Here is a 20,639-nt window from a genome sequence, read left to right on the forward strand (position 1 = left end):
GCGGTCCATATCTAAAAATTAAGGATAATCATTAGAACTATGAAAATACCAGCCCTGGTTCTTGCCTTCTTCTTTAGTCAGTATGTACAGGCGTCTTGTCAATTAGAGGAATATGAACGTTTTCTAAACACCCAGAGTTTGGTGATGTTGGAGGCGTCTGTGCAGTTGTTTGAAGAAGATAAAGATAAATTCAAAATAATAAAGCCGTTTGTGAAGTTGGAAGTTAGAAATAACAAGCTGAAAGTCTATATCGCCAAGAAACTTAGTGAGTTGAATCCCGAGGTGTTAAATCTAAAGGGGCCAATTGCAAACTATGTGCCCAGTGTGTCTGTTCAGATAATGCCGGATGGGTCAATACGGGATAAGGTTGACCTTGCTATGTCCAAGGATAAATTTTATAGAAGTGAAAAGTCGGCCATGAAGCCGATTGAAAAATTATACCTCTATCATGACGGCATGACGGAGCTTGAGAAAAAGCGCTTTCTCTCGGCCAGAAATTCCTTGAGTGCACACATGGAAACCAATGAGCAGTTTGAGTTTATGAAGCGAGCTTTCACTACCTCCCTGGCAAGTGTTTGCCCTTTGGATTGATAGAGTTCTGGAGTATGCGGTATGGATAAGATGAAAATGTAACTTAATATTTAAAGCCAGGTTTCTACTTAAAGGGGCACTAAGTTGTCCCTTTTTTATATTTGTTTATTTTGTGCTGCGTTGTATATGTTGCCTGTAATAGAGGTGCTACTAGTAATAATCTAGTTGTTATTTTATAAGTGGGAAGTTTAGAAGAACATGGAAATTAATATTTATCAGGTAGATGCCTTTGCATCCAGAATGTTTTCTGGCAATCCGGCCGCGGTTTGTCCACTTGATGAGTGGCTCGCAGATATACAGATGCAGAATATTGCTGAAGAAAATAACTTATCTGAAACGGCTTTTTTTGTTCCAGAGGGAGAGGGTTATAGGCTGCGATGGTTTACACCTGAAGCTGAGGTGGATCTCTGTGGTCATGCTACCCTGGCAGCAGCCCATGTTTTGTTTAAGCATTTATCGTACGCAAAGCCTGTTATCAACTTCGAAACGCGCAGTGGCTTGTTAAAAGTGGGGCTCTGCGAAGGCGGCTATAAAATGCGATTTCCTATCAGTATCCCTGCCCCAACGGAATGTCCATTAGGTTTGGCTGAGGCTTTAAGTGTGGTTCCTGTGAAAACTTTGGCTGCCTTTGACTATATCGTTGTACTGGATAGCGAGACTCAACTAAAGAGCGTTAAGCCTAATTTCATGTTGATGGCTGAGCTCGATTTAAGGGGTGTGGTGATTACCGCTCCGGGGGATCACTGTGATTTTGTCAGTCGCTGTTTTTTTCCCAAGCTGCGAGTCAATGAAGACCCAGTAACAGGATCTGCACATTGCGAGTTGGCACCCTATTGGAGTCAGGTTTTGGGTAAGTCACATCTCAATGCAATGCAGCTATCAAAGAGGCGCGGAGTGCTCACCTGTGAGGTTGTAGGTGATGAGGTTATTCTTATCGGCCAAGCCGTTGACTATATGCGCGGTCAAATATCGTTTCAATAAACCTTTGTAAACATAAAGCCCCGGAACTCGGGGCTTTATTGCTTTTATAAGGGCTTTACTACGGCAGGCTTATGGGAACCGCACAGGCGAGATAGATATCCAGCTTGTTATTGGTGAGCTCCAATCCGCCAAGAGTAAGGCGTACCTGGTTAAAGTCTGCCTGAGTATTTGCCAGTAACAGGCGGTGATTCTGGGCACCATTGACCTTAAATGGAGCCAGCATATAACCGCTGATGCTTTCACCTGTGGCAGTTCCGTCCAGATAGGTACTGATGGTAATGCTGTTGAGGTAGATAAGATCCAGCACTGAGCTCGTATTTTCCACTAGGAAGCTAAGCAGGTAGCGACCACTTTTCACGTTACTGTGGTTGACCTGGATATAAGTGCTGCCTCCAGCGCCACTCGCAACTTCCATTCTGGCGGCATCGGAGGGTATTCCATTGCCTACTTTGGCTAATGAAACTACTGAGCAGCCATCGCAGGGAGCATTGATACCATGTTCCAGCTCTGTGCTAGCGCCATCCATTATTTCAAGCCCCTCGAAGGAAGTGCAGGAAAGGACAGTATCGTAGTCACAGGCGTCACCAATGCCGTCCTGATCAGAGTCTTCTCCATTCGGATTCCAGGCTTGAGGGCAGTTATCTGAGGTGTTTTCCACACCATCGTTATCTACGTCGGGGTCGCAGGCGTCGCCCTGTCCGTCTCCATCACTATCTGTTTGCGTTGGATTGGAAATATCTGGGCAGTTATCTGCGCTGTCATCCAAGGTGTCATTATCGATATCACTATCGCAGGCGTCGCCGTTGCCATCTTTATCCCCGTCTTCCTGCTCCGGGTTTGGTACATGTGGGCAGTTGTCTAGGGTGTCCTCGATGCTATCTCCATCGACATCGTTGTCACAATGATCACCGCTTCCGTCGCCGTCACTATCGCTTTGATCATTGGGAGCGAAGGGACAGTTATCTTGTTCATTCGTCGTACCATCGCCATCCCGGTCATTGTCACAAATGTCTCCCAGGCCATCGTTGTCCTGGTCTGATTGATTTGGGTTCGCTACTGCGGGGCAATTGTCCACACCATCGTCGAAGCTATCGTTATCTGCATCGGTATTGGTATCGCAGGCATCCCCGACGCCGTCCCCATCATGATCCTCCTGGAGTGTGTTGGGGTTATGGGGACAATTGTCACTGCTATTTACGATGCCATCGTTATCCAGATCGGGGTCGCAGGCGTCACCGAGGTAGTCGGCATCGCTATCCTTTTGATGGGCATTGGGGTCGAAGCGACAGTTATCGATCAGGTCGATGATACCGTCGTTATCATCGTCGCTGTCACAGATATCGCCGATCTGGTCACTATCGTTATTGGCTTGGTCTCGATTGGGAATGGCAGGGCAGTTATCTTCTGTGTTGGCACTGCCGTCACCATCCTTATCGCTGTCACAGGCGTCACCAATACCGTCTCCGTCTCGGTCGAATTGGCTGGTATTGGCAATGTTTACACAGTTGTCGACATAGTCAGTAATTAAATCCCCGTCGATATCAGAGTTGTTATCACAGGCATCGCCGAAGCTGTCACCGTCGGTATCTACCTGGTCCTCATTGGCCACGAGGGGGCAATTGTCTGCATCGTTGTCTACCCCATCGTCATCCCTGTCGGAGTCACATAGATCGCCTCTGCCATCTCTATCAGTGTCGGTTTGATCTGCATTGGCATCGACGGGACAATTATCGGCATGGTCTTCAATGCCATCCGCATCATCATCGCTATCGCATAGATCGCCCTTTCCATCGGAGTCGATATCACTTTGGTCGCTATTGGCGATAGCAGGACAATTATCAGCTTCATTATCAATGCCGTCGTTATCGAGGTCCGGATCGCAGACATTGCCTAATCCATCGTTGTCCTGATCCTCTTGTGCTGGGTTTGGTTTGCCAGGGCAGTTGTCACTGATATCTTCGATGCTATCACCGTCATCGTCGTTATCGCAGGCGTTGCCCGTGCCGTCGTTGTCGGTATCCACTTGATCTTCGTTGGGCACTTGCGGGCAGTTGTCTACACCATCGTCCAGGCCATCATTGTCGGTATCGCTGTCGCTATCACATAGATCGCCAATGCCGTCATTGTCTTGATCGGTTTGGTCTGGGTTGGAGACGGTGGGGCAGTTATCGAGGCTATTGGTGAAGTCATCGCCATCGAGGTCGTTATCGCAGCTGTCACCGACACCATCGCCATCCATGTCACTCTGTTCATGGTTGGCGTTTGCAGGACAGTTATCCGCATCGTTGACTACTTCATCACCATCGAGATCTTCATCGCAGGCATTGCCAACTTTATCGCCGTCACTATCTGCCTGATCGATGTTGGCGATTTGTGGACAGTTATCTTCTAAGTCCAGATGATTATCATTGTCATCATCGTTGTCACAGGCATCACCGCTACCGTCGCTGTCGAGGTCATCTTGGGAGGGATTACTGATGCTGGGGCAGTTATCGTCGGAATTGCGAACGCCATCTTCATCACTGTCTGTCACGTTGGAGCCCGGGGGAAAGTTATCGGCGGCTCGGGCTTTTCCTTTGTCCGATCCGCAGGCACTCAATAGCAGTAGCGAAAGAAAAAATACAATTAACGAAATTTTTGACATGCTTTGAAATCTCTGGAAACAAATACTTTTTTGTTATCTGCTGGGGAAGAACTGTCATTTGCTACGAGAAAATAGAAGTGAAAATAAGTGCCCACTTCTTGAAGGTTGCTTCCCTATAGATGTAATTGGTGGAGTAAATACCTGATTTTTATTTCTTATCAGAATAGATGAGCCACCGAATTTCGATGTGGGTAAATATGTGTGATTTCTATGAATAAAGGTAATGATTGAAAAAATAATGGCAGTTTATTTTTTTAGTTTTTCTTGTTGGCAGTGAGGGGAGTGAAAATGCCCGCACATTTGTGCTGAGAAATTTTCAGCTTGTTGCCGGTGTGTATTTTTGATGAGGAATAAGCGGAAAGACGTTGATGGTTTTGAAAATTTCTTGTGAGCTGTAAAGAGTAATCAGGTGCGTAAATTAATCGGGCAACCGGATATAGTCATTGCCGCAGCAAACGTTGGTTATGTGAATTTATTTCTCATGATAACGAAGGCTTGAGTCTTGTTATGACTATCGGGTCTAATGGTTTTTGGGTCAGTTCCGTTTTTGACTAGTTTCCAAGGCAGCGTGGAAATACACTGGAGGTCAGATTCGGGAGGGCAAATGAAAATTGATGCGGCAATTTGTTCCAGCGCGCGGCTTGCGCGTGATCGGCGTTTTGATGGGCGTTTTTTTACGGCGGTGAAGACGACAGGTATCTTCTGTCGACCCATCTGCCCCGCGCGGCCACCGCTGGAGCGCAATGTCACTTATTTTGAGACTGCGGCGGAGGCGGCCAATGCGGGCTTTAGGCCTTGTCTGCGCTGTCGCCCCGATTCTGCGCCGGGCAGTCCAGCTTGGGGATTGGTATCAACCACCGTGCAGCGCGCTTTGAAACTGATGCGCAGTGAGCGTGAGCCTCAATCTGTGGAGCGACTGGCAGAGCGTCTTGGAGTCAGTAGCCGTTATCTGCGCCGCCTGTTCTCTGAGCATCTGGGGGTAAGCCCCTTAGCGGTTTGGCAAACTGAGCGGGCACTGTTTGCTTTTCGTTTACTGCGAGATACGGACTTGCCTATTGCTGAAATCGCCTACGAGTCTGGTTTTAACAGTTTGAGACGCTTTAACGGTGTATTCAAACAGATCTATCAGCGCACCCCATCCGAAGTGCGCAGGGAGGGGCACGTAGTGCGTGCCGAGAAGGTGAGTGCCACACGCGTACGGCTGTACCTGGATTACCGCCCGCCATTAGATTGGCAACAACTCCTGGCTTTTTTGGGGACCCGCGCTTTGGCCGGGGTAGAGCAGGTGGAGGGGGAGGTCTATTCACGCAGTTTCGAATTGGATGCCTGTCGCGGCGTGATGGAGGTTTCCCACGATCCGAAACGAAATCGCTTGGTAGTGGAGGTTTTTGGTCAGGAAGGTGGGGCAGGGTTATATCTGCTGAACCAGCGCCTGCGCCGGCTATTTGATCTGGATGCGGATATTGAGGAGATTCAGACGGTATTAAATGAAGATCCACTGCTGGCGGATCAGTTGGCGAAGAATCCGGGCCTGCGCTTGCCCGGTGCTTGGGATCCATTTGAATATGCACTGCGGGCGATTCTCGGTCAGCAGATCAGTGTCGCGGCGGCGACCACTATTGCCGGACGTATAGTGGCCCGCTACGGGGAGTCTTTTGTGGATGATGCTGGCAGAGAGCGGTTTTTATTCCCAACGGCGGAGCGTCTCGCCGAGGCGGACTTTGCCGATCTGGGCTTGACCCGGGCTCGAATGAAAACCCTACAGGAGTTTGTTGTCGCAACTTTGGATGGCCGTGTGAGTTTTGCCGATCAGTCCCTGGAGGATTGGTGCAGCCAAGCCACAGCACTGCCGGGTATTGGCGATTGGACGGCGCATTATATCGCTATGCGCGGCCTGTCGATGCCGGATGCTTTCCCCGCGTCGGATTTGGGTATTCTACAAGCCTTGGGCAGTGATGGTGAAAAGGCAAAACCCAAGCAGGCCCAGGAGCGGGCAGAGCAGTGGCGGCCCTGGCGGGCATATGGAGCCATTTTGTTGTGGCAGTCCCTGAAATCTGGAGAGAAAAAATGATTGTCTATGAGAGTTACACCACGGAATTGGGGGATGTTGCCATCGCGGCCTGCGAGCAAGAGGGGCTCTCCCGAGGCGCCAGAGGTATAGTTGCACTCCAGTTTTATGATGATGAACGACCATTGCGTTTGGGGGGCGGTTGGCAGCGGGGCGCCTCGGAGCTGACGGATTTGGCTGCCCAGCAGTTGCGGGAATATATCGCCGGCCAGCGCAAAAGCTTCGATCTGCCTCTGGCGCCAAAGGGTACTGAATTCCAGTGCCGGGTTTGGGATGCGCTGTTGCAAATTCCCTTTGGCGAAACTCGCAGTTACAGCCAGCAAGCCCAGTGGTTGGGCCAGCCACGGGCTATTCGCGCGGTGGCGCGGGCCAATGGTGCAAATCCGATTGCCATCGTTATTCCCTGCCACCGCGTAATCGGAGCTAATGGCAGCCTTACCGGCTACGCCGGCGGCCTGTCATTGAAAGCGCGCTTGCTCACCCTTGAGGGTGCCAACTTTGTCCAGCAGGGCGAGCTGCTCTAGCGGGTAATATTGGGAAAAGCGCAATCATCTCTCCCTAGCCACGGCCTCTTTGGCGCGAGATAATAAGCGGTTCATAATCATATCGAGCCGGAGGCCAAATGCTGTACAGATTGGGGGATAAACAGCCACAACTGGAAGGTGAGGGCCACTATATTGCGCCCGGTGCCCATGTGATTGGAGATGTGCGTATGCTTGCGCACAGCTCCGTATGGTTTAACGCGGTGGTGCGCGGTGACTGTGCGCCTATTACTATCGGTGAATACAGCAACGTACAGGATGGCTCGGTTCTGCATGCCGATGTCGGTGTGCCATTAACCATCGGTACCGGTGTCACCGTAGGCCATAAAGTGATGCTGCACGGCTGTGACATTGGAGATTACAGCCTGATTGGTATCAATGCCGTGATCTTAAACCGGGCCAAAATCGGCAAGTGCTGTATCATTGGCGCCAATGCGCTGGTGACCGAGGGCACAGAAATTCCCGATTACTCTATGGTGCTGGGCTCTCCCGGCAAGGTAGTAAAATCTCTCGATCCCGCCACCTACGAGCTGCTCAAAGCCAGCAGCGATCACTATGCGGCCAACGGCAAACATTTCGCCAGTGAACTGGTCCCGCTTGAGGCTAAAGATGTCTGAACAAACGGTAAAAACCGTGGAGCCGAAAGAGCGCCCGGTGAAATCCCCCTGTATCTCCGTATGTGCCCTGAATGAGCAGGACCTGTGCGAGGGCTGTTTTCGCAGTGGTAATGAAATCAGCCGCTGGGGCTCCATGGATAACGATGAGCGCCGTGCAGTGTTAAAGCTCTGCACCGAGCGCGCGCGGCAAATGGGCCGAATCTGGTAAACAATCGATAGCGCTTTGTCGGGGCCGGGCCTCGCAGGGCCCGGAACTAAATGCGACTATGACCCAACCCTTTGTCCACCTAAGAATTCACTCAGAATTTTCCCTGATTGATGGCCTGGTAAGAATCAAGCCGGCCATCGCCCGCGCACAGGAGCTGGAAATGCCAGCCCTGGCGATTACCGACCAGTGCAACCTCTACGGGCAGATTAAATTCTACCGGGCCTGTTTGGGCTCCGGTATCAAGCCGATTACTGCAGCGGATTTTTGGCTCAGCGAAGGCGGTGAGGGTAAGCCGACGCTGATCACGCTCTATGCGATGAACACTGATGGCTACCGCAATATTACCGAGCTGATTTCCCGCGCCTGGATGGAAGGCCAGTACCACGGTAACGCCTATATCAAGCGCGAATGGGTTAAGGAGTACAGCGAAGGGGTGCTGATGCTGTCCGGTGCCAAGTACGGCGATGTGGGCCGTGCCCTGGTAGCGGGGCGCCGCGCCCAGGCAGAGGAGCTGGCACGGGAGTGGGCGGAGTTATTTCCCGGCCGCTACTACCTGGAGTTACAGCGCACCGGTCGCGCCGGCGATGAAGACTACCTGCACTCGGCAGTGGATTTGGCGCAGGCATTAAATTTGCCAGTGGTGGCCACCAACGATGTGCGCTTTATGGAAGAGAGCGAGTTTGAGGCCCACGAGGTGCGCGTGTGTATTCACGAAGGTCGCGCTCTCGATGATCCCCGCCGCGAACGCCGCTATTCCGCGCAGCAGTATTTCCGCACGCCGGAAGAGATGTGGGAACTGTTTGGCGATATCCCCGAAGCCCTGCAAAACACCGTGGAGATTGCCAAGCGTTGTTCGGCGCCAATCCAGCTGGGTAAATACTTCCTGCCGGAATACCCGATTCCCGAGGGTATGACCGAAGACCAGTTCTTCGAAAAGGTCTCTTACGAGGGTATGGAGCGGCGCCTGGAAACTATCCTGGACAAGTCCGCCGCTGACTATGCCGAGCGCCGCAAGGTCTATGAAGACCGCCTGCGTTTTGAGCTGGATATCATTATCCAGATGGGATTTCCGGGTTACTTCCTGATCGTAATGGACTTTATCCAGTGGGCCAAAGACCACGATATCCCGGTGGGCCCGGGGCGGGGTTCCGGTGCCGGCTCTCTGGTGGCTTACTCGCTGGACATTACCGATCTGGACCCGCTGCAATACGATCTGCTGTTCGAACGATTCCTGAACCCGGAGCGGGTGTCGATGCCCGACTTCGATATCGACTTCTGTATGGAGAAGCGCGACCGGGTAATTGGCTACGTTGCGGATAACTATGGCCGCCAGGCGGTGAGCCAGATCATTACTTTCGGAACCATGGCCGCGAAGGCGGTGGTGCGAGATGTGGCGCGGGTGCAGGGCAAGTCCTACGGCCTCGCAGACAAGCTGTCGAAGATGATTCCCCCTGATGTAGGTATGACCCTGCAGAAGGCCTTCGACCAGGAAGAGATATTGCGCGAGTTCCTCGAAAGCGATGACGAGGGCCAGGAAATCTGGGAGATGGCCCTGCAGCTCGAAGGGGTGTCTCGTAATGTGGGCAAGCACGCGGGTGGTGTGGTTATCGCCCCCACCAAGCTCACCGACTTTGCGCCACTCTATTGTGATGAGACCGGTGCAGGCCTGGTGACCCAGTTTGATAAAAACGATGTGGAAGATGCGGGCTTGGTGAAGTTCGACTTTCTCGGCCTGCGGACACTGACCATCATCGACTGGGCCAAGCGCATGGTGGATGAGACCCGTGCGCGCGAGGGGCTGGAACCTCTGGATATCGCCGCGCTGCCACTGGACGATGATGAAACCTTCAAGATGCTCAAGCGGGCAGAGACCACGGCGGTATTCCAGCTGGAATCCCGGGGGATGAAGGACCTGATCAAGCGCCTACAGCCGGACAACCTGGAAGATATGATCGCCCTGGTGGCTCTGTTCCGTCCGGGTCCGCTGCAATCGGGCATGGTTGATGACTTTATTAACCGTAAGCACGGTCGCGCTCAGGTGGCCTACCCGGATGCCAAATACCAGCACGAGAAACTGCAACCGATCCTGGAGCCCACATACGGCGTGATCGTCTACCAGGAACAGGTTATGCAGATCGCCCAGGAGTTGGCGGGCTATACCCTCGGTGGCGCTGACCTGTTGCGCCGGGCGATGGGTAAAAAGAAACCGGAGGAAATGGCCAAACAGAGGGCCACTTTTGAAAATGGGGCAAAAGAGCAAGGAATTGACCCCGAACTTGCGATTAAGATCTTCGACCTGGTAGAGAAGTTCGCAGGCTATGGTTTTAACAAGTCGCACTCTGCGGCTTACGCACTGGTGTCATATCAGACCGCTTGGCTGAAAGCGCACTATCCCGCCCAGTTTATGGCGGCGACCATGTCTTCGGATATGGATAAGACCGATAAGGTGGTGACCTTTATCGAAGAGTGTCGCGCCATGGAGCTGGTGCTGGTGCCGCCGGATGTGAATCTGGGTAGCTTCCAGTTCTCGGTGGATATCGATAACCGCATTATTTACGGTCTCGGTGCCATCAAGGGCCTGGGTGAGGGGCCGATTGAAAATATTATTGCGGCGCGGGAAGAGGGCGGTCCCTTTACCGATCTGTTCGATTTCTGCTCGCGTGTCGATCCGCGCAAGGTGAATAAGCGCGCACTAGAGGCGCTAGTGCGCTCTGGTGCCTTCGACAGCATTGGGCCGGATACTGGCGGCAGTGATGGCTTGGATTATTCCCGCGCGGTGCTGTTTAACGCGCTGGATGAAGCGGTGAAGGCGGCGGAACAGCAAAAGGCTAATGCCAATGCAGGCATGATGGATTTGTTCGGTGAGGTGGTGCCGCAATCTTCCGATGGTGATGTGTACGAGGACTTCCGTCGCACACGCTGCTGGAGTATTCGCGAGCGCTTGGAGGGTGAGAAAAACACCCTGGGTCTGTATCTCACCGGCCACCCCATTGACGAATATGCCGGTGAGTTACAGCACCTGGTGAAGGCGCGAATCGCCGACTTAAAACCTGGCCGCGAAGCGCAAAAAGTGGCGGGCCTGGTGGTTGCCATGCGGGTGATGAAGACCAAGCGTGGCGATTCCATGGCTATTGTTACCCTGGATGATCGCAGCGGCCGTATTGAGGCGGCCATGTTCAGCGAGGCATTTGGCGAACACCGCGACAAGCTGGCTAAGGATGCGCTGCTGGTACTCGAAGGCCCCGTGGCCAATGACGATTACAGCGGCGGTCTGAAAATGACCGTGAATGGGGTTTCCACCCTGGATGAGCTGCGTCAGAGCCGGGTGACCGGTGTGCGTCTACAAGTCGATAGCGGTGTTGTGGCCCCTGGGTTAGCCAAGCGTCTGGCTTCGTGTTTGCAGCCCTATACCGGTGGCCAGTGCGGTGTCAGCCTGGAAGTGTTGCGCCACGATGCGCGAGGTCTCTACCGCCTGCCTCCACAATGGAATGTGGAGCCGAATGATCAGATGGTTCAGTCCCTGCGGGAGTTGCTGGGGCGTGAGCGGGTGGCACTTCAATACGCTGAGCGGCGTTAAAGTCCACTGGGCTCGACTGGTCGGTTCTGTACAGTTAAGCTATGTCGCTGTGATTGCCCAGAGGCATGGAAAAGAGTTAAGGCGCAGATTTCATGAATTTCAACTTTCTCGAGTTTGAGCAGCCGATTGCAGAGCTGGAAAGCAAAATTAAAGAGTTGCAGCTGGTCGGGGACGACAATGAGCTGAATATCGCCGATGAAGTGACCCGGCTGCGGGATAAGAGCAGAACTCTGACCGAGTCCATCTACGCAGACCTGAGTCCCTGGCAAGTGGTCCAGGTGGCCAGGCACCCGCAGCGTCCATACTCCAAGGATTATATTGAGCGGCTATTCACCGATTGGGACGAGCTACATGGCGATCGTCATTTTGGTGATGACAAGGCGATTATTACTGGTATCGCACGCTTGAATGGCAAGCCAGTAGCCGTGATCGGTGAAGAGAAAGGCCGCTCTGTGAACGAGAAGGTTGCGCGTAACTTCGGTATGCCTAAGCCGGAGGGCTACCGCAAAGCTTTGCGCATTATGGAAATGGCCGAGCGCTTTAAAATGCCGGTGCTGACTTTGATCGATACTCCAGGGGCTTACCCTGGAATCGACAGTGAAGAGCGCGGCATCAGTGAGGCCATTGCCCAGAACCTAGCGGTGATGTCCCGTTTGCGCACGCCGATTATTTGTACCGTGATTGGTGAGGGTTCTTCCGGTGGTGCTCTGGCAATAGGTGTTGGTGATCAGCTCAATATGCTGCAGTACTCCACCTACTTTGTGATTTCTCCGGAGGGCTGCGCCAATATTATTTGGAAAACCGTAGAGAAGGCTCCACTGGCTGCCGAGGCTATGGGGGTGACTTCCAGTGTGTTGGAGGAGTTAGGTATTGTGGATGAAACCATCCCCGAGCCCCTCGGCGGTGCGCACCGCGATCCGGATGCCATGGCCGAGAGCCTGAAGGAGCGCCTCGGTGAACAACTGGAGCAGTTGAGTGCTATTCCTATTGATGAGTTGCTGGAAAAGCGCTACCAGCGCCTGATGAGCTACGGCAATATCGTTTCTTAATATCCTTAAAAGGGCAGTCCCGATCATGGCGCTGCCCTTTTTTCTTGTTTTTTTGAGTCCAGTTTCCTTTTACGAGATCTGCTCTATATTTGGCGATTCCCCGTTTATTGGGTGGGTTATTCGTCTTCTGTTATTTGTTTGCCTCGCTAGTTGAGCGTGTCCAGGGCACTTTACACTGTCCCTACTGCCCCCATTTTTAGCCCCCCTTATCGAAAACCGCTGCGTCGTATCTGTGCCTCCATGGTAGAAAGCAAAAAGAATAACAAGTGTTTAAGTGCTGGCTTGCCATTTACGGTTTAGTTGCGGCAGAAGTTTCTGGAAATCAAATATGGCAATTTTGCAGAGGAATACGGCAACGGATGCTGTGCAGTTACAAGCTGGTGATCAAGCGGGACAAAAATTTGCGCTGGTAGCTTTGACCTCACTGTTTTTTATGTGGGGATTTATTACCTGTTTGAACGATATCCTGATTCCCTATCTCAAGGGGATTTTTGAGCTGAATTATGCCCAGGCGATGTTGGTGCAATTCTGTTTTTTTGGGGCTTATTTTTTGGTTTCCCTGCCGGCGGGTAGTCTGGTGAGTAAGATTGGTTACCAAAAAGGTATCGTCACCGGCCTCACTATCGCGGTATTGGGTTGCTTACTATTTATTCCTGCGGAGCGCATGGAGGTCTATGGGCTTTTCCTAGGGGCCCTGTTTATTCTCGCTTCCGGTATCACTATCTTACAGGTATCGGCAAACCCCTATGTTGCTGCCTTGGGAAATGAGCGCACGGCACCCAGCCGACTAACCTTGACCCAGGGCTTTAATGCACTAGGTACCACCGTAGCCCCACAATTCGGTGCATTATTAATTCTCCCAGCTGCGGGAGTTGCCGTCGGCGCAGTCAGTGCCTCAGTGATCGAAGTGCCCTACCTGATTCTGGCGGCTACCCTAGCCGTGTTGGCTCTGGTTTTTGCGTTTTTGAATCTGCCGTCTATTGTCAGCAATACTTCACAGACCCCATCGGAGATAGGTGAAGCTTCGGCCTGGAATTATCGCCATCTCGTATTAGGGGCGGTAGCGATTTTCGTTTATGTCGGTGCGGAAGTTTCTATCGGCAGCTTCCTGGTGAACTTTATTGCCGAAGACTCTATTGCTGGTCTCGAGGAATCCGAGGCAGCGTTCTATATCTCCCTCTACTGGGGTGGGGCCATGGTTGGGCGTTTTGCCGGTGCCTTGATTATGCGCTTTATTTCCGCGGGAAAAGTGCTGGCAATTTGTTCCCTGGGTTCCTGCCTACTTCTGCTTATCACTGTAGCTGGTAGCGGCTACCTGGCAATGTATGCTGTTTTGGCGGTGGGGCTGTGTAACTCCATTATGTTCCCAACAATTTTCAGTTTGGCTCTTGCGAGACTTGGCAAGGCGGCTAGTCAGGGTTCTGGTATCTTGTGCCTGGCTATAGTCGGTGGCGCTATAGTGCCGTTAATGCAGGGATTATTGGCGGACAAGGTGGGTATCCAGTTGGCATTTGTCCTGCCTATTTTCTGCTACCTCTATATTCTTTACTACGGTGCCATTGGTCACCGCCCAGACAAACGCGCTTAATTTTTTTTCTCTTCTGAGCTCGTTTAGCTGGCATTTCCATGCCGGCTTTTTTTATTGTAAAGAAAGGGGCTCTCTTTATTAACTGGATGGCGTGGATCAGATATTGCTTAGGTTGGTTATTTCACTGGTATACCGGCGAGTCCCTGCCGGTATTGAGTGGCGATGATGTGCAAACTGTTTAGGAGGCTTCTGAAGCTACACGTCGATTGGCTTCGAGAAATTCCTTAATCGGTAGGCGATAGTTACGGCTGACTTTGACTTTAGCGCCGCTCGTTAAGGTGAGAAAGTACTCCCCTTTGGTTAGTACTTTGATGTGTTCGATATAGTTGAGATTCACCAGGGTGGAGCGGTGAATACGCTTAAAATTATCTGGGCACAGCTGTTTTTGCAGGTCTTTGATGGTGCTGCGCATAACATGGGTTTCCCCTTTTACATGCACACACATGTAGTCACCGGCGGCATCTATCCACTCGATATCCTGCTGATTGACCATAGTAATACTGCCGCGATCCTTAATCGCCAGGCGATTGTTGATCACTGGGGTGCGAGTCTCAGAGGCTTGTCCCTTGGTTGAACTCATTTCCTCAATAGAGCGCAGCAGCCGGTTTTTTTCTTCCTGGTGGATGTCTTTTTTGCCGGCATGTGCCAATTGCAAGCGCTGGAGCGCGCGATCAAGGGCGGTTTCTAGGCGGGCGCTATCTAAGGGTTTTAAAACATAATCGACAGCGTGAACCTCAAAAGCTTTGAGGGCATATTCGTCGAAAGCGGTGGCGAATATTACCAATGGTATGGTGTCGGCCTGTAGACGACTGACCACATCAAAGCCGTTCATGCCTGGCATTTGTACATCCAGAACCAGTAGGTCTGGGCTGTATTCAGATACGGCTTGCAACGCCTCGCGCCCATTGCGGCAGCAGGCGGCAATTTCTATATCCGGGAATTCCTCAAACATGCTTTGCAGCAGGCGCAGGGCTAGGGGTTCGTCGTCCACCAGCACGACAGTGAGTTTGTTCATTGGACTTCTCCCCGTGTTTTATAGGTGGGATAAGTGGCTATTTCTAGTGGAATATTGATTCGTATCGACATCCCGCAATCAGGTTTTTCCTGTTGCTCCATACGGTAATTTTGTGGATAGAGGTTGGAAAGTCGCTCCCGTACATTCTTCAGTCCAACACCGGTGGAACTTGCTTGGAAATTTCTCTCGCCGGCGCAGTCTTCCGAACAGCCTGAATCCTGTACTTCCAGCAGTAGGCGCTCACCGGTACTTTTCGCATGAATTCCGATGGTGCCTCCCATTTCATTGGGGGCGATGGCATATTTTACTGAATTCTCTACCAGTGGTTGTAGCAACATACTGGGCACCAATGCTTGTCGGGCTGTTTCATCGACATTGAGATCTACAGCCAAACGGTCAGCAAAGCGGGTTTTTTCAATCTCCAGATAGAGGAGTGCTGCTTTGACTTCCTGTTCAAGTTCTACTTTTTGCATAGGGCTCTCTTTTAGGGAGAGGCGCAGGAAATCACTGAGTCGTACAACCATTTCGCGGGCCTCATCGGCCTGTTGAAAGCGAATTAGAGCATTAATGGAATTTAGTGTATTGAACAAAAAGTGGGGATTGAGCTGATAGCGCAACATTTTAAGCTGGGCCTCATTGGCGATAGCCTCTGCCTGGAGTCTACGAAGTTGCTCGCGCTCGTTGTCCGCGGCCACTTCAAGCATTTTTTTGTGTTCCCCTTGCAGCAGTATGTGGTATTTAACCCCACAGTAAAGTGCACTCCAAAAAAGAAAGACAAAGAGGGAGGCATAATACCAGCCGCCGAATTCAGACCAGATGGAGTGCTCCCCGCTCAAGCGGATATAGGCCTCCATGCGCACCAGGGTCCAGATGCCGGAAATCACCGCAACGGCGAGTAGATAGATAACTGTGCGAACGGCCAGTTCAGAGTCCCAGGCGATATCAAAAATGGGTCTTAGGAATACCGAGAGAACAAAAGCCACAGCACACTGGAAAATAGTATTTGCTGGCTCGAAGCTTGGCCACTCAGTGGGTGAATGCCAGAGAGTTAGGGAGAGGAATGTCACCAACAAAATGCCAATCCAGCTGACCAGCTGTAATTTCCAAAACCAGCGGGTCGAAGGAATTTCCGCAGTTGCATTCCAGTATTGACGGGTAGAGTACTGCATGATGTCCCGTATATTTAATTTTGTGGAAATGACGGGATAGACGCTCATCATCGCGTTCATTATTATCCGGAAGATATTACCTTGGCTTACCGGTGCCCGCCAGTGGGCCTGTGCGCCGGGATTCCAGCTTAGCTCTTATTTGGTCCTTTTTGTCGTTTTTCGGGGTGATTAGTCAAGTTACTTTCGGCAATCTGGACCCATATGACAACTTTCATTGAGTGAAAGTGTTTTTTATTAAGGACTTTAAAAATTTGCACATTTTGTCCTTAATTTTCCACTGGTGACTCAAAAGCGTTTAGGAAGAACAGTATAATCGCCGAGAAACGAGTTTGAAATTTGGGGATCGGTTTCCAATGCGCCAGATGTTGCCCGAGTCGAGTCTTCACTCGAACGAAATGGCTGTTTGTGATTCAGATGCCCAGGCTCAAGAGGGGCGCTCTCCAGGGTATTTAAATCTTGCAGCGTTGACTTCGCTTTTCCTTCTGTGGGGTTTTATCACCGGGCTGAATGATGTTCTGGTGCCACATCTTAAAAATGTTTTTGAGCTGAGTTATACCCGCGCTGTCCTGGTACAGTTTTACTTTTTTACAGCCTATTTTCTGGTTTCCGTTCCTGCTGGGTTGCTTTTGCGTAGAGTTGGCTACCAGTTGGGGTTGGTCTTTGGTTTATTAGTGGCTTGTGCTGGTTGCCTGGTTTTTATTCCTGCTGCGCGCCTGCAAATCTATGAAGTGTTTTTATTGGGGCTTTTTGTACTGGCTTCTGGTATTACGGTATTGCAGGTATCGGCAAATCCCTACGTTATTGCTTTGGGTAGTGCCAAAACGGCTCCAAGCCGTTTAAACCTAACCCAAGCATTTAACTCTCTGGGAACTACCTTGGCGCCGGTTGCCGGTGGTGCCGTTTTTTTTGCCGCGATTTCAATGGGCGCCGATCCCGATACGGCAACTAGTGTCGATGAATTCCGTGCTAGGGAGGCGGCCCTGGTGGAAAAACCCTATTTCTGGTTGGCAGTAGTGCTGTTGATGATGGTGGCTTTTTTCTCCTGGATTCGCTTGCCGGCGATTCCCGAACACCGCCTTTCTCACCGTACAAGCCCGTCTCATAGTACAAGCCCATCCCGTAGTGAGACTTTTTCCATCTGGCGCTTTCCCAGATTGACACTGGGGGCAATTGGTATTTTTGCCTATGTAGGCGCCGAGGTAGCTATAGGAAGTTTCCTGGTTAGCTTTTTTAGTGAATCCTCTGTTGCTGAAATGCAGTTATTTGAAGCGGCAAAGTATGTTTCCTACTACTGGGGTGGCGCTATGGTAGGCCGCTTTGCCGGGGCTCTGCTGCTGCGCTATGTCTCTGCGGGAAAAACACTGGCAGTGTGTTCACTGGGTTCTGTAGTACTTATCGGGGTGGCGATGCTCTCCTCTGGTTATCTGGCTGTATGGTCGATTGTCGCTGTGGGGATTTGCAATTCCATTATGTTTCCAACCATATTCAGCCTTGCGCTGCGGGGTTTGGGTCAGTACACCAGTCAGGGCAGCGGTATCCTGTGCATGGCCATTGTTGGCGGTGCGGTTATTCCATTGCTTCAGGGAGTGCTCGCGGATGAAGCGGGTATCCAGATTTCTTTTTTAGTACCGCTGCTGTGCTACTGCTATATCGCTTATTACGGTGCTTTTTCTCCAACCCTGCGTGGTGCTGCGATGGAGTAGTGGGCAAAAGCAGTTGAAACTTTGCACCAGGCTATTTTTTAAGTAGTCCGCCTAGAAAATGTTTTCCGCCTTGTCTGTGATTTGGCCCAATCCATCGGATTTCTATTGGCGCTCCTCGGCAAGTATTGCACTTTGCTCCGTTGATACCGTTGCGTGGAATACCTGAAATCCAATCGAGGCCTTATTGGCTGTGACAGGAATTTGGGGTTTACACTGAAATAATAATATCTGTGTTACTCATTCTGGTAGCGATGGAATTGGTAGGGCAGAAGGACAAGCGTGGGAAAACTTTGGGAGTTATCCGTGAAATTTAAAAAACGATTTTCACTGAGCTTAATGCTCTGTGTCTCGGTACTTGTTGGCTGTCAGCCACAGGGGGAAGAAGTTCCGGCAAAAGAGGATAACTCCCAGATAAGCGGTGGCGGTAGCCTGGAAAACTGGCCGCTACTCGAACCCGCGTTTCCACGCAGCGAAAAGCTGGAAGCGCGTATTTCCGAAATTATGTCGCGCATGTCTTTGGAAGAGAAGGTGGGGCAAATAATTCAGGCGGAGATCCGCCACGTCACTCCTGAAGATGTTAAAAAATACCATCTGGGCTCTGTGCTAAACGGTGGTGGTGCCTTTCCAAACAACGATAAGTTTGCCACGCCTAAAGATTGGCTCGCGCTTTCCGATGCCTTTTTCAAGGCTTCCATGGACACTTCAGATGGCGGTGTTGCTATTCCCCTGATTTGGGGCTCCGATGCGGTGCACGGTCACAATAATGTTATTGGGGCAACTCTTTTTCCCCACAATATTGGCCTCGGGGCGGCGAAGGATGCTGAGCTGATCGAGCGTATTGGTCGCGCGACCGCCCGCGAGGTCGCTGTTACCGGTATCGACTGGACCTTTGCCCCCACTGTGGCGGTAGTGCGGGATGACCGCTGGGGACGCACTTATGAAAGTTATTCTGAAGATCCGGCTGTAGTGGCTGACTATGCAGAAGCCATGGTGAAAGGGTTGCAGGGTGGCAAGAACGAAGCCGATTTTCTGCGCGGGGAAAACCTGGTCGCCACGGCTAAGCATTTTGTCGGTGACGGTGGAACTACACGTGGAATCGACCGCGGGGATAACGCTGTGCCTGAAAAGGAGCTGGCAGAAGTACATGCGGCAGGTTACCTGACCGCTTTGCCCGCTGGTGTGCAAACGGTAATGGCTTCTTTTAATAGTTGGAATGGTGAGAAGCTGCATGGCCATCAATACTTGCTGACAGATGTTTTGAAGGAGCGTTTGGGTTTCGATGGATTTGTAGTCGGGGACTGGAATGGTCACAGTTTCGTACCGGGTTGCACTCTGGAAAGTTGTGCCGCGGCAATTAACGCTGGTCTGGACATGTTTATGGTGCCTGCGGATTGGAAGGCCCTCTACAACAATACCTTGGCTCAGGCGAAGAGCGGTGAAATCCCCACTGAGCGTTTGAATGATGCGGTGCGCCGCATACTGCGAGTGAAACTTCGCGCCGGCTTATTCGAGCGTAGTATGCCCCTAGCGGGCAAGGCTGGTATTCTCGGTAATGCCGAGCACCGCGCTATCGCCAGAGAGGCAGTGCGGAAGTCTTTGGTGTTAATGAAAAACAATGATCAATTGTTGCCGCTAGCCGCGAAGCAGAATGTTCTAGTCGTCGGCGATGGGGCCGACAACCTCTCCAAACAAAGTGGTGGTTGGACAATATCCTGGCAGGGCACTGGTAATACCCGTGAAGATTTTCCCGGTGCTACTTCCATCTTTGAGGGCATCGCCGCAGCCGTAAAGAGCGCGGGTGGTGAAGCCATACTGAGTGAGGATGGAAGCTTTACCGATGCCAGCTTTGCCAATGGCAAGGCACCCCAGGTGGCTATTGCCATTTATGGTGAAGAACCCTACGCGGAATGGCATGGGGACAGCACAAATCTGGAATACCAGCGCGGTAACAAGGAAGATCTGGCGCTGTTGAAGAAATTGCGTGAACAGGAAATTCCAGTTGTCAGTGTTTTCCTGTCCGGTCGCCCGCTTTGGGTGAACAGTGAATTAAATACATCGGATGCTTTTGTGGCCGCTTGGCTGCCGGGATCTGAGGGTGCCGGTGTGGCCGATGTGTTATTCCGAGGTGCCAAAGGTGAGATTCGCTACGATTTCACTGGTAAGTTGCCCTTTAGCTGGCCGATGTACACCAATCAAACGGTTTTGAATCCATACCACGAGCACTACGATCCCCTGTTTGCTTTGGGTTATGGCTTGAGTGTGAATGAGGAATCCCTGGTCAGCAACGACTTGCCTGAGACCAGCGAAAATATGGCTGCGGGTGGACTGGAGGATGCCTGGTTATTGGTTTCCCGTCCGCGCGCTCCCTGGGTATTGAATATTGCCGAGGACGGAGCCAAGGCAGTTCCAGTGAATGGCAACCGAGCGGCCAGTGGTGAGGATAACAATATCGTTGTGACCTCGATTGATATGTCCTCTCAAGAAGATGCGCGTTTGATCGAGTGGAAGGGCCTGCGCCCCGGTGCCGTGCAGTTGTCTGCGGAGTATATGCAAAACTTGGACATTTATTTGGAGGAGGGCTCAGCCCTGAGTCTGAATATTCGCGTTGATCAGAAGCTGCGTGAGCCGCTACAAGCGGCGGTGACCTGTGGAGAGGGCTGTATTGCCAGAGTGCCGCTGCAATCCACTCTGAAAACCATGCCGCTGAATGACTGGACCCGTCTCTCGGTGGACCTGCAATGCTTCGCCAAAGCTGGCGCTGACTTTAGCAAGGTGTTCAGTGCCTTCCGCTTGGAGAGTGAGGGGGCCGCAGCGATAGCCGTAGCCAATGTTCGATTGGTACCCGATGCGGCAGCTTCTGCTGATATTCGCTGTGCGGGTTAGTGGC

14 protein-coding genes are annotated in these 20,639 nt (G+C 51.7%); 11 read left to right on the forward strand and 3 right to left on the reverse strand.

The features are described 5' to 3' along the window. Positions 1–159: 159 nt before the first annotated feature. Together MJO52_RS06155 and MJO52_RS06160 are read left to right on the forward strand one after the other, a co-directional pair. Positions 160–591 carry a hypothetical protein gene (locus MJO52_RS06155; RefSeq protein ID WP_252085069.1) on the forward strand — a complete coding sequence of 144 codons (432 nt, stop codon included), beginning with the start codon at positions 160–162 and terminating at the stop codon, positions 589–591. Positions 592–789: 198 nt separating this feature from the next. After that, positions 790–1,572 (forward strand): PhzF family phenazine biosynthesis protein, encoded by a 783-nt coding sequence (locus MJO52_RS06160; RefSeq protein ID WP_252085070.1) that lies wholly within the window; start codon positions 790–792, stop codon positions 1,570–1,572. Positions 1,573–1,630: 58 nt separating this feature from the next. Here the strand turns inward: MJO52_RS06160 and MJO52_RS06165 are convergent, their stop codons facing one another. After that, the gene (locus tag MJO52_RS06165) at positions 1,631–4,216 is read right to left on the reverse strand and encodes a thrombospondin type 3 repeat-containing protein (protein ID WP_252085071.1); all 2,586 of its coding nucleotides are present in this window, start codon (positions 4,214–4,216) and stop codon (positions 1,631–1,633) included. Between the two features lie 604 nt (positions 4,217–4,820). Here MJO52_RS06165 and MJO52_RS06170 point away from each other — a divergent pair. From MJO52_RS06170 to MJO52_RS06200, 7 genes are all read left to right on the forward strand, one after another. Further along, complete coding sequence (locus tag MJO52_RS06170) at positions 4,821–6,287, forward strand: DNA-3-methyladenine glycosylase 2 (RefSeq protein ID WP_252085072.1); 1,467 nt, start codon at positions 4,821–4,823, stop codon at positions 6,285–6,287. Then, on the forward strand, positions 6,284–6,808 hold the full coding sequence (locus MJO52_RS06175) for a methylated-DNA--[protein]-cysteine S-methyltransferase (RefSeq protein ID WP_252085073.1): 525 nt from the start codon (positions 6,284–6,286) through the stop codon (positions 6,806–6,808). Before MJO52_RS06170 ends, MJO52_RS06175 begins: the two co-directional genes overlap by 4 nt. Before the next feature lie 98 nt (positions 6,809–6,906). Continuing rightward, positions 6,907–7,443: a gamma carbonic anhydrase family protein gene (locus MJO52_RS06180; protein WP_252085074.1), complete on the forward strand. Its 537-nt coding sequence runs from the start codon at positions 6,907–6,909 to the stop codon at positions 7,441–7,443. Continuing rightward, a complete protein-coding gene (locus tag MJO52_RS06185) occupies positions 7,436–7,651 on the forward strand; it encodes a DUF1289 domain-containing protein (RefSeq protein WP_252085075.1) in 216 nt (71 codons plus the stop codon). The genes MJO52_RS06180 and MJO52_RS06185 overlap by 8 nt, the downstream gene beginning before the upstream one ends. Positions 7,652–7,709: 58 nt before the next feature. Further along, positions 7,710–11,228, forward strand: a complete 3,519-nt coding sequence (gene dnaE, locus MJO52_RS06190; RefSeq protein WP_252085076.1) for a DNA polymerase III subunit alpha — start codon at positions 7,710–7,712, stop codon at positions 11,226–11,228. 92 nt (positions 11,229–11,320) lie between these two features. Beyond that, on the forward strand, positions 11,321–12,277 hold the full coding sequence (locus MJO52_RS06195; protein ID WP_252085077.1) for an acetyl-CoA carboxylase carboxyltransferase subunit alpha: 957 nt from the start codon (positions 11,321–11,323) through the stop codon (positions 12,275–12,277). Positions 12,278–12,605: 328 nt separating this feature from the next. Further along, entirely contained in the window at positions 12,606–13,865 is a 1,260-nt protein-coding gene (locus tag MJO52_RS06200; RefSeq protein ID WP_252085078.1) for a sugar MFS transporter, read from the forward strand. Between the two features lie 178 nt (positions 13,866–14,043). Here MJO52_RS06200 and MJO52_RS06205 read toward each other — a convergent pair whose 3' ends face one another. After that, positions 14,044–14,880 carry a LytR/AlgR family response regulator transcription factor gene (locus tag MJO52_RS06205; RefSeq protein ID WP_252085079.1) on the reverse strand — a complete coding sequence of 279 codons (837 nt, stop codon included), beginning with the start codon at positions 14,878–14,880 and terminating at the stop codon, positions 14,044–14,046. After that, positions 14,877–16,049, reverse strand: coding sequence for a sensor histidine kinase (locus MJO52_RS06210; protein ID WP_252085080.1), 1,173 nt, complete (start codon positions 16,047–16,049; stop codon positions 14,877–14,879). Before MJO52_RS06210 ends, MJO52_RS06205 begins: the two co-directional genes overlap by 4 nt. Before the next feature lie 353 nt (positions 16,050–16,402). Here MJO52_RS06210 and MJO52_RS06215 point away from each other — a divergent pair, with 353 nt between their 5' ends. Both MJO52_RS06215 and MJO52_RS06220 read left to right on the forward strand, forming a co-directional pair. Beyond that, positions 16,403–17,752: a sugar MFS transporter gene (locus MJO52_RS06215; RefSeq protein WP_252085081.1), complete on the forward strand. Its 1,350-nt coding sequence runs from the start codon at positions 16,403–16,405 to the stop codon at positions 17,750–17,752. A gap of 336 nt (positions 17,753–18,088) precedes the next feature. Continuing rightward, positions 18,089–20,635 (forward strand): glycoside hydrolase family 3 protein, encoded by a 2,547-nt coding sequence (locus tag MJO52_RS06220; RefSeq protein WP_435583641.1) that lies wholly within the window; start codon positions 18,089–18,091, stop codon positions 20,633–20,635. Positions 20,636–20,639 lie beyond the last annotated feature (4 nt).

It is taken from the genome of Microbulbifer variabilis, assembly GCF_023716485.1.
GTDB lineage: Bacteria > Pseudomonadota > Gammaproteobacteria > Pseudomonadales > Cellvibrionaceae > Microbulbifer > Microbulbifer variabilis_B.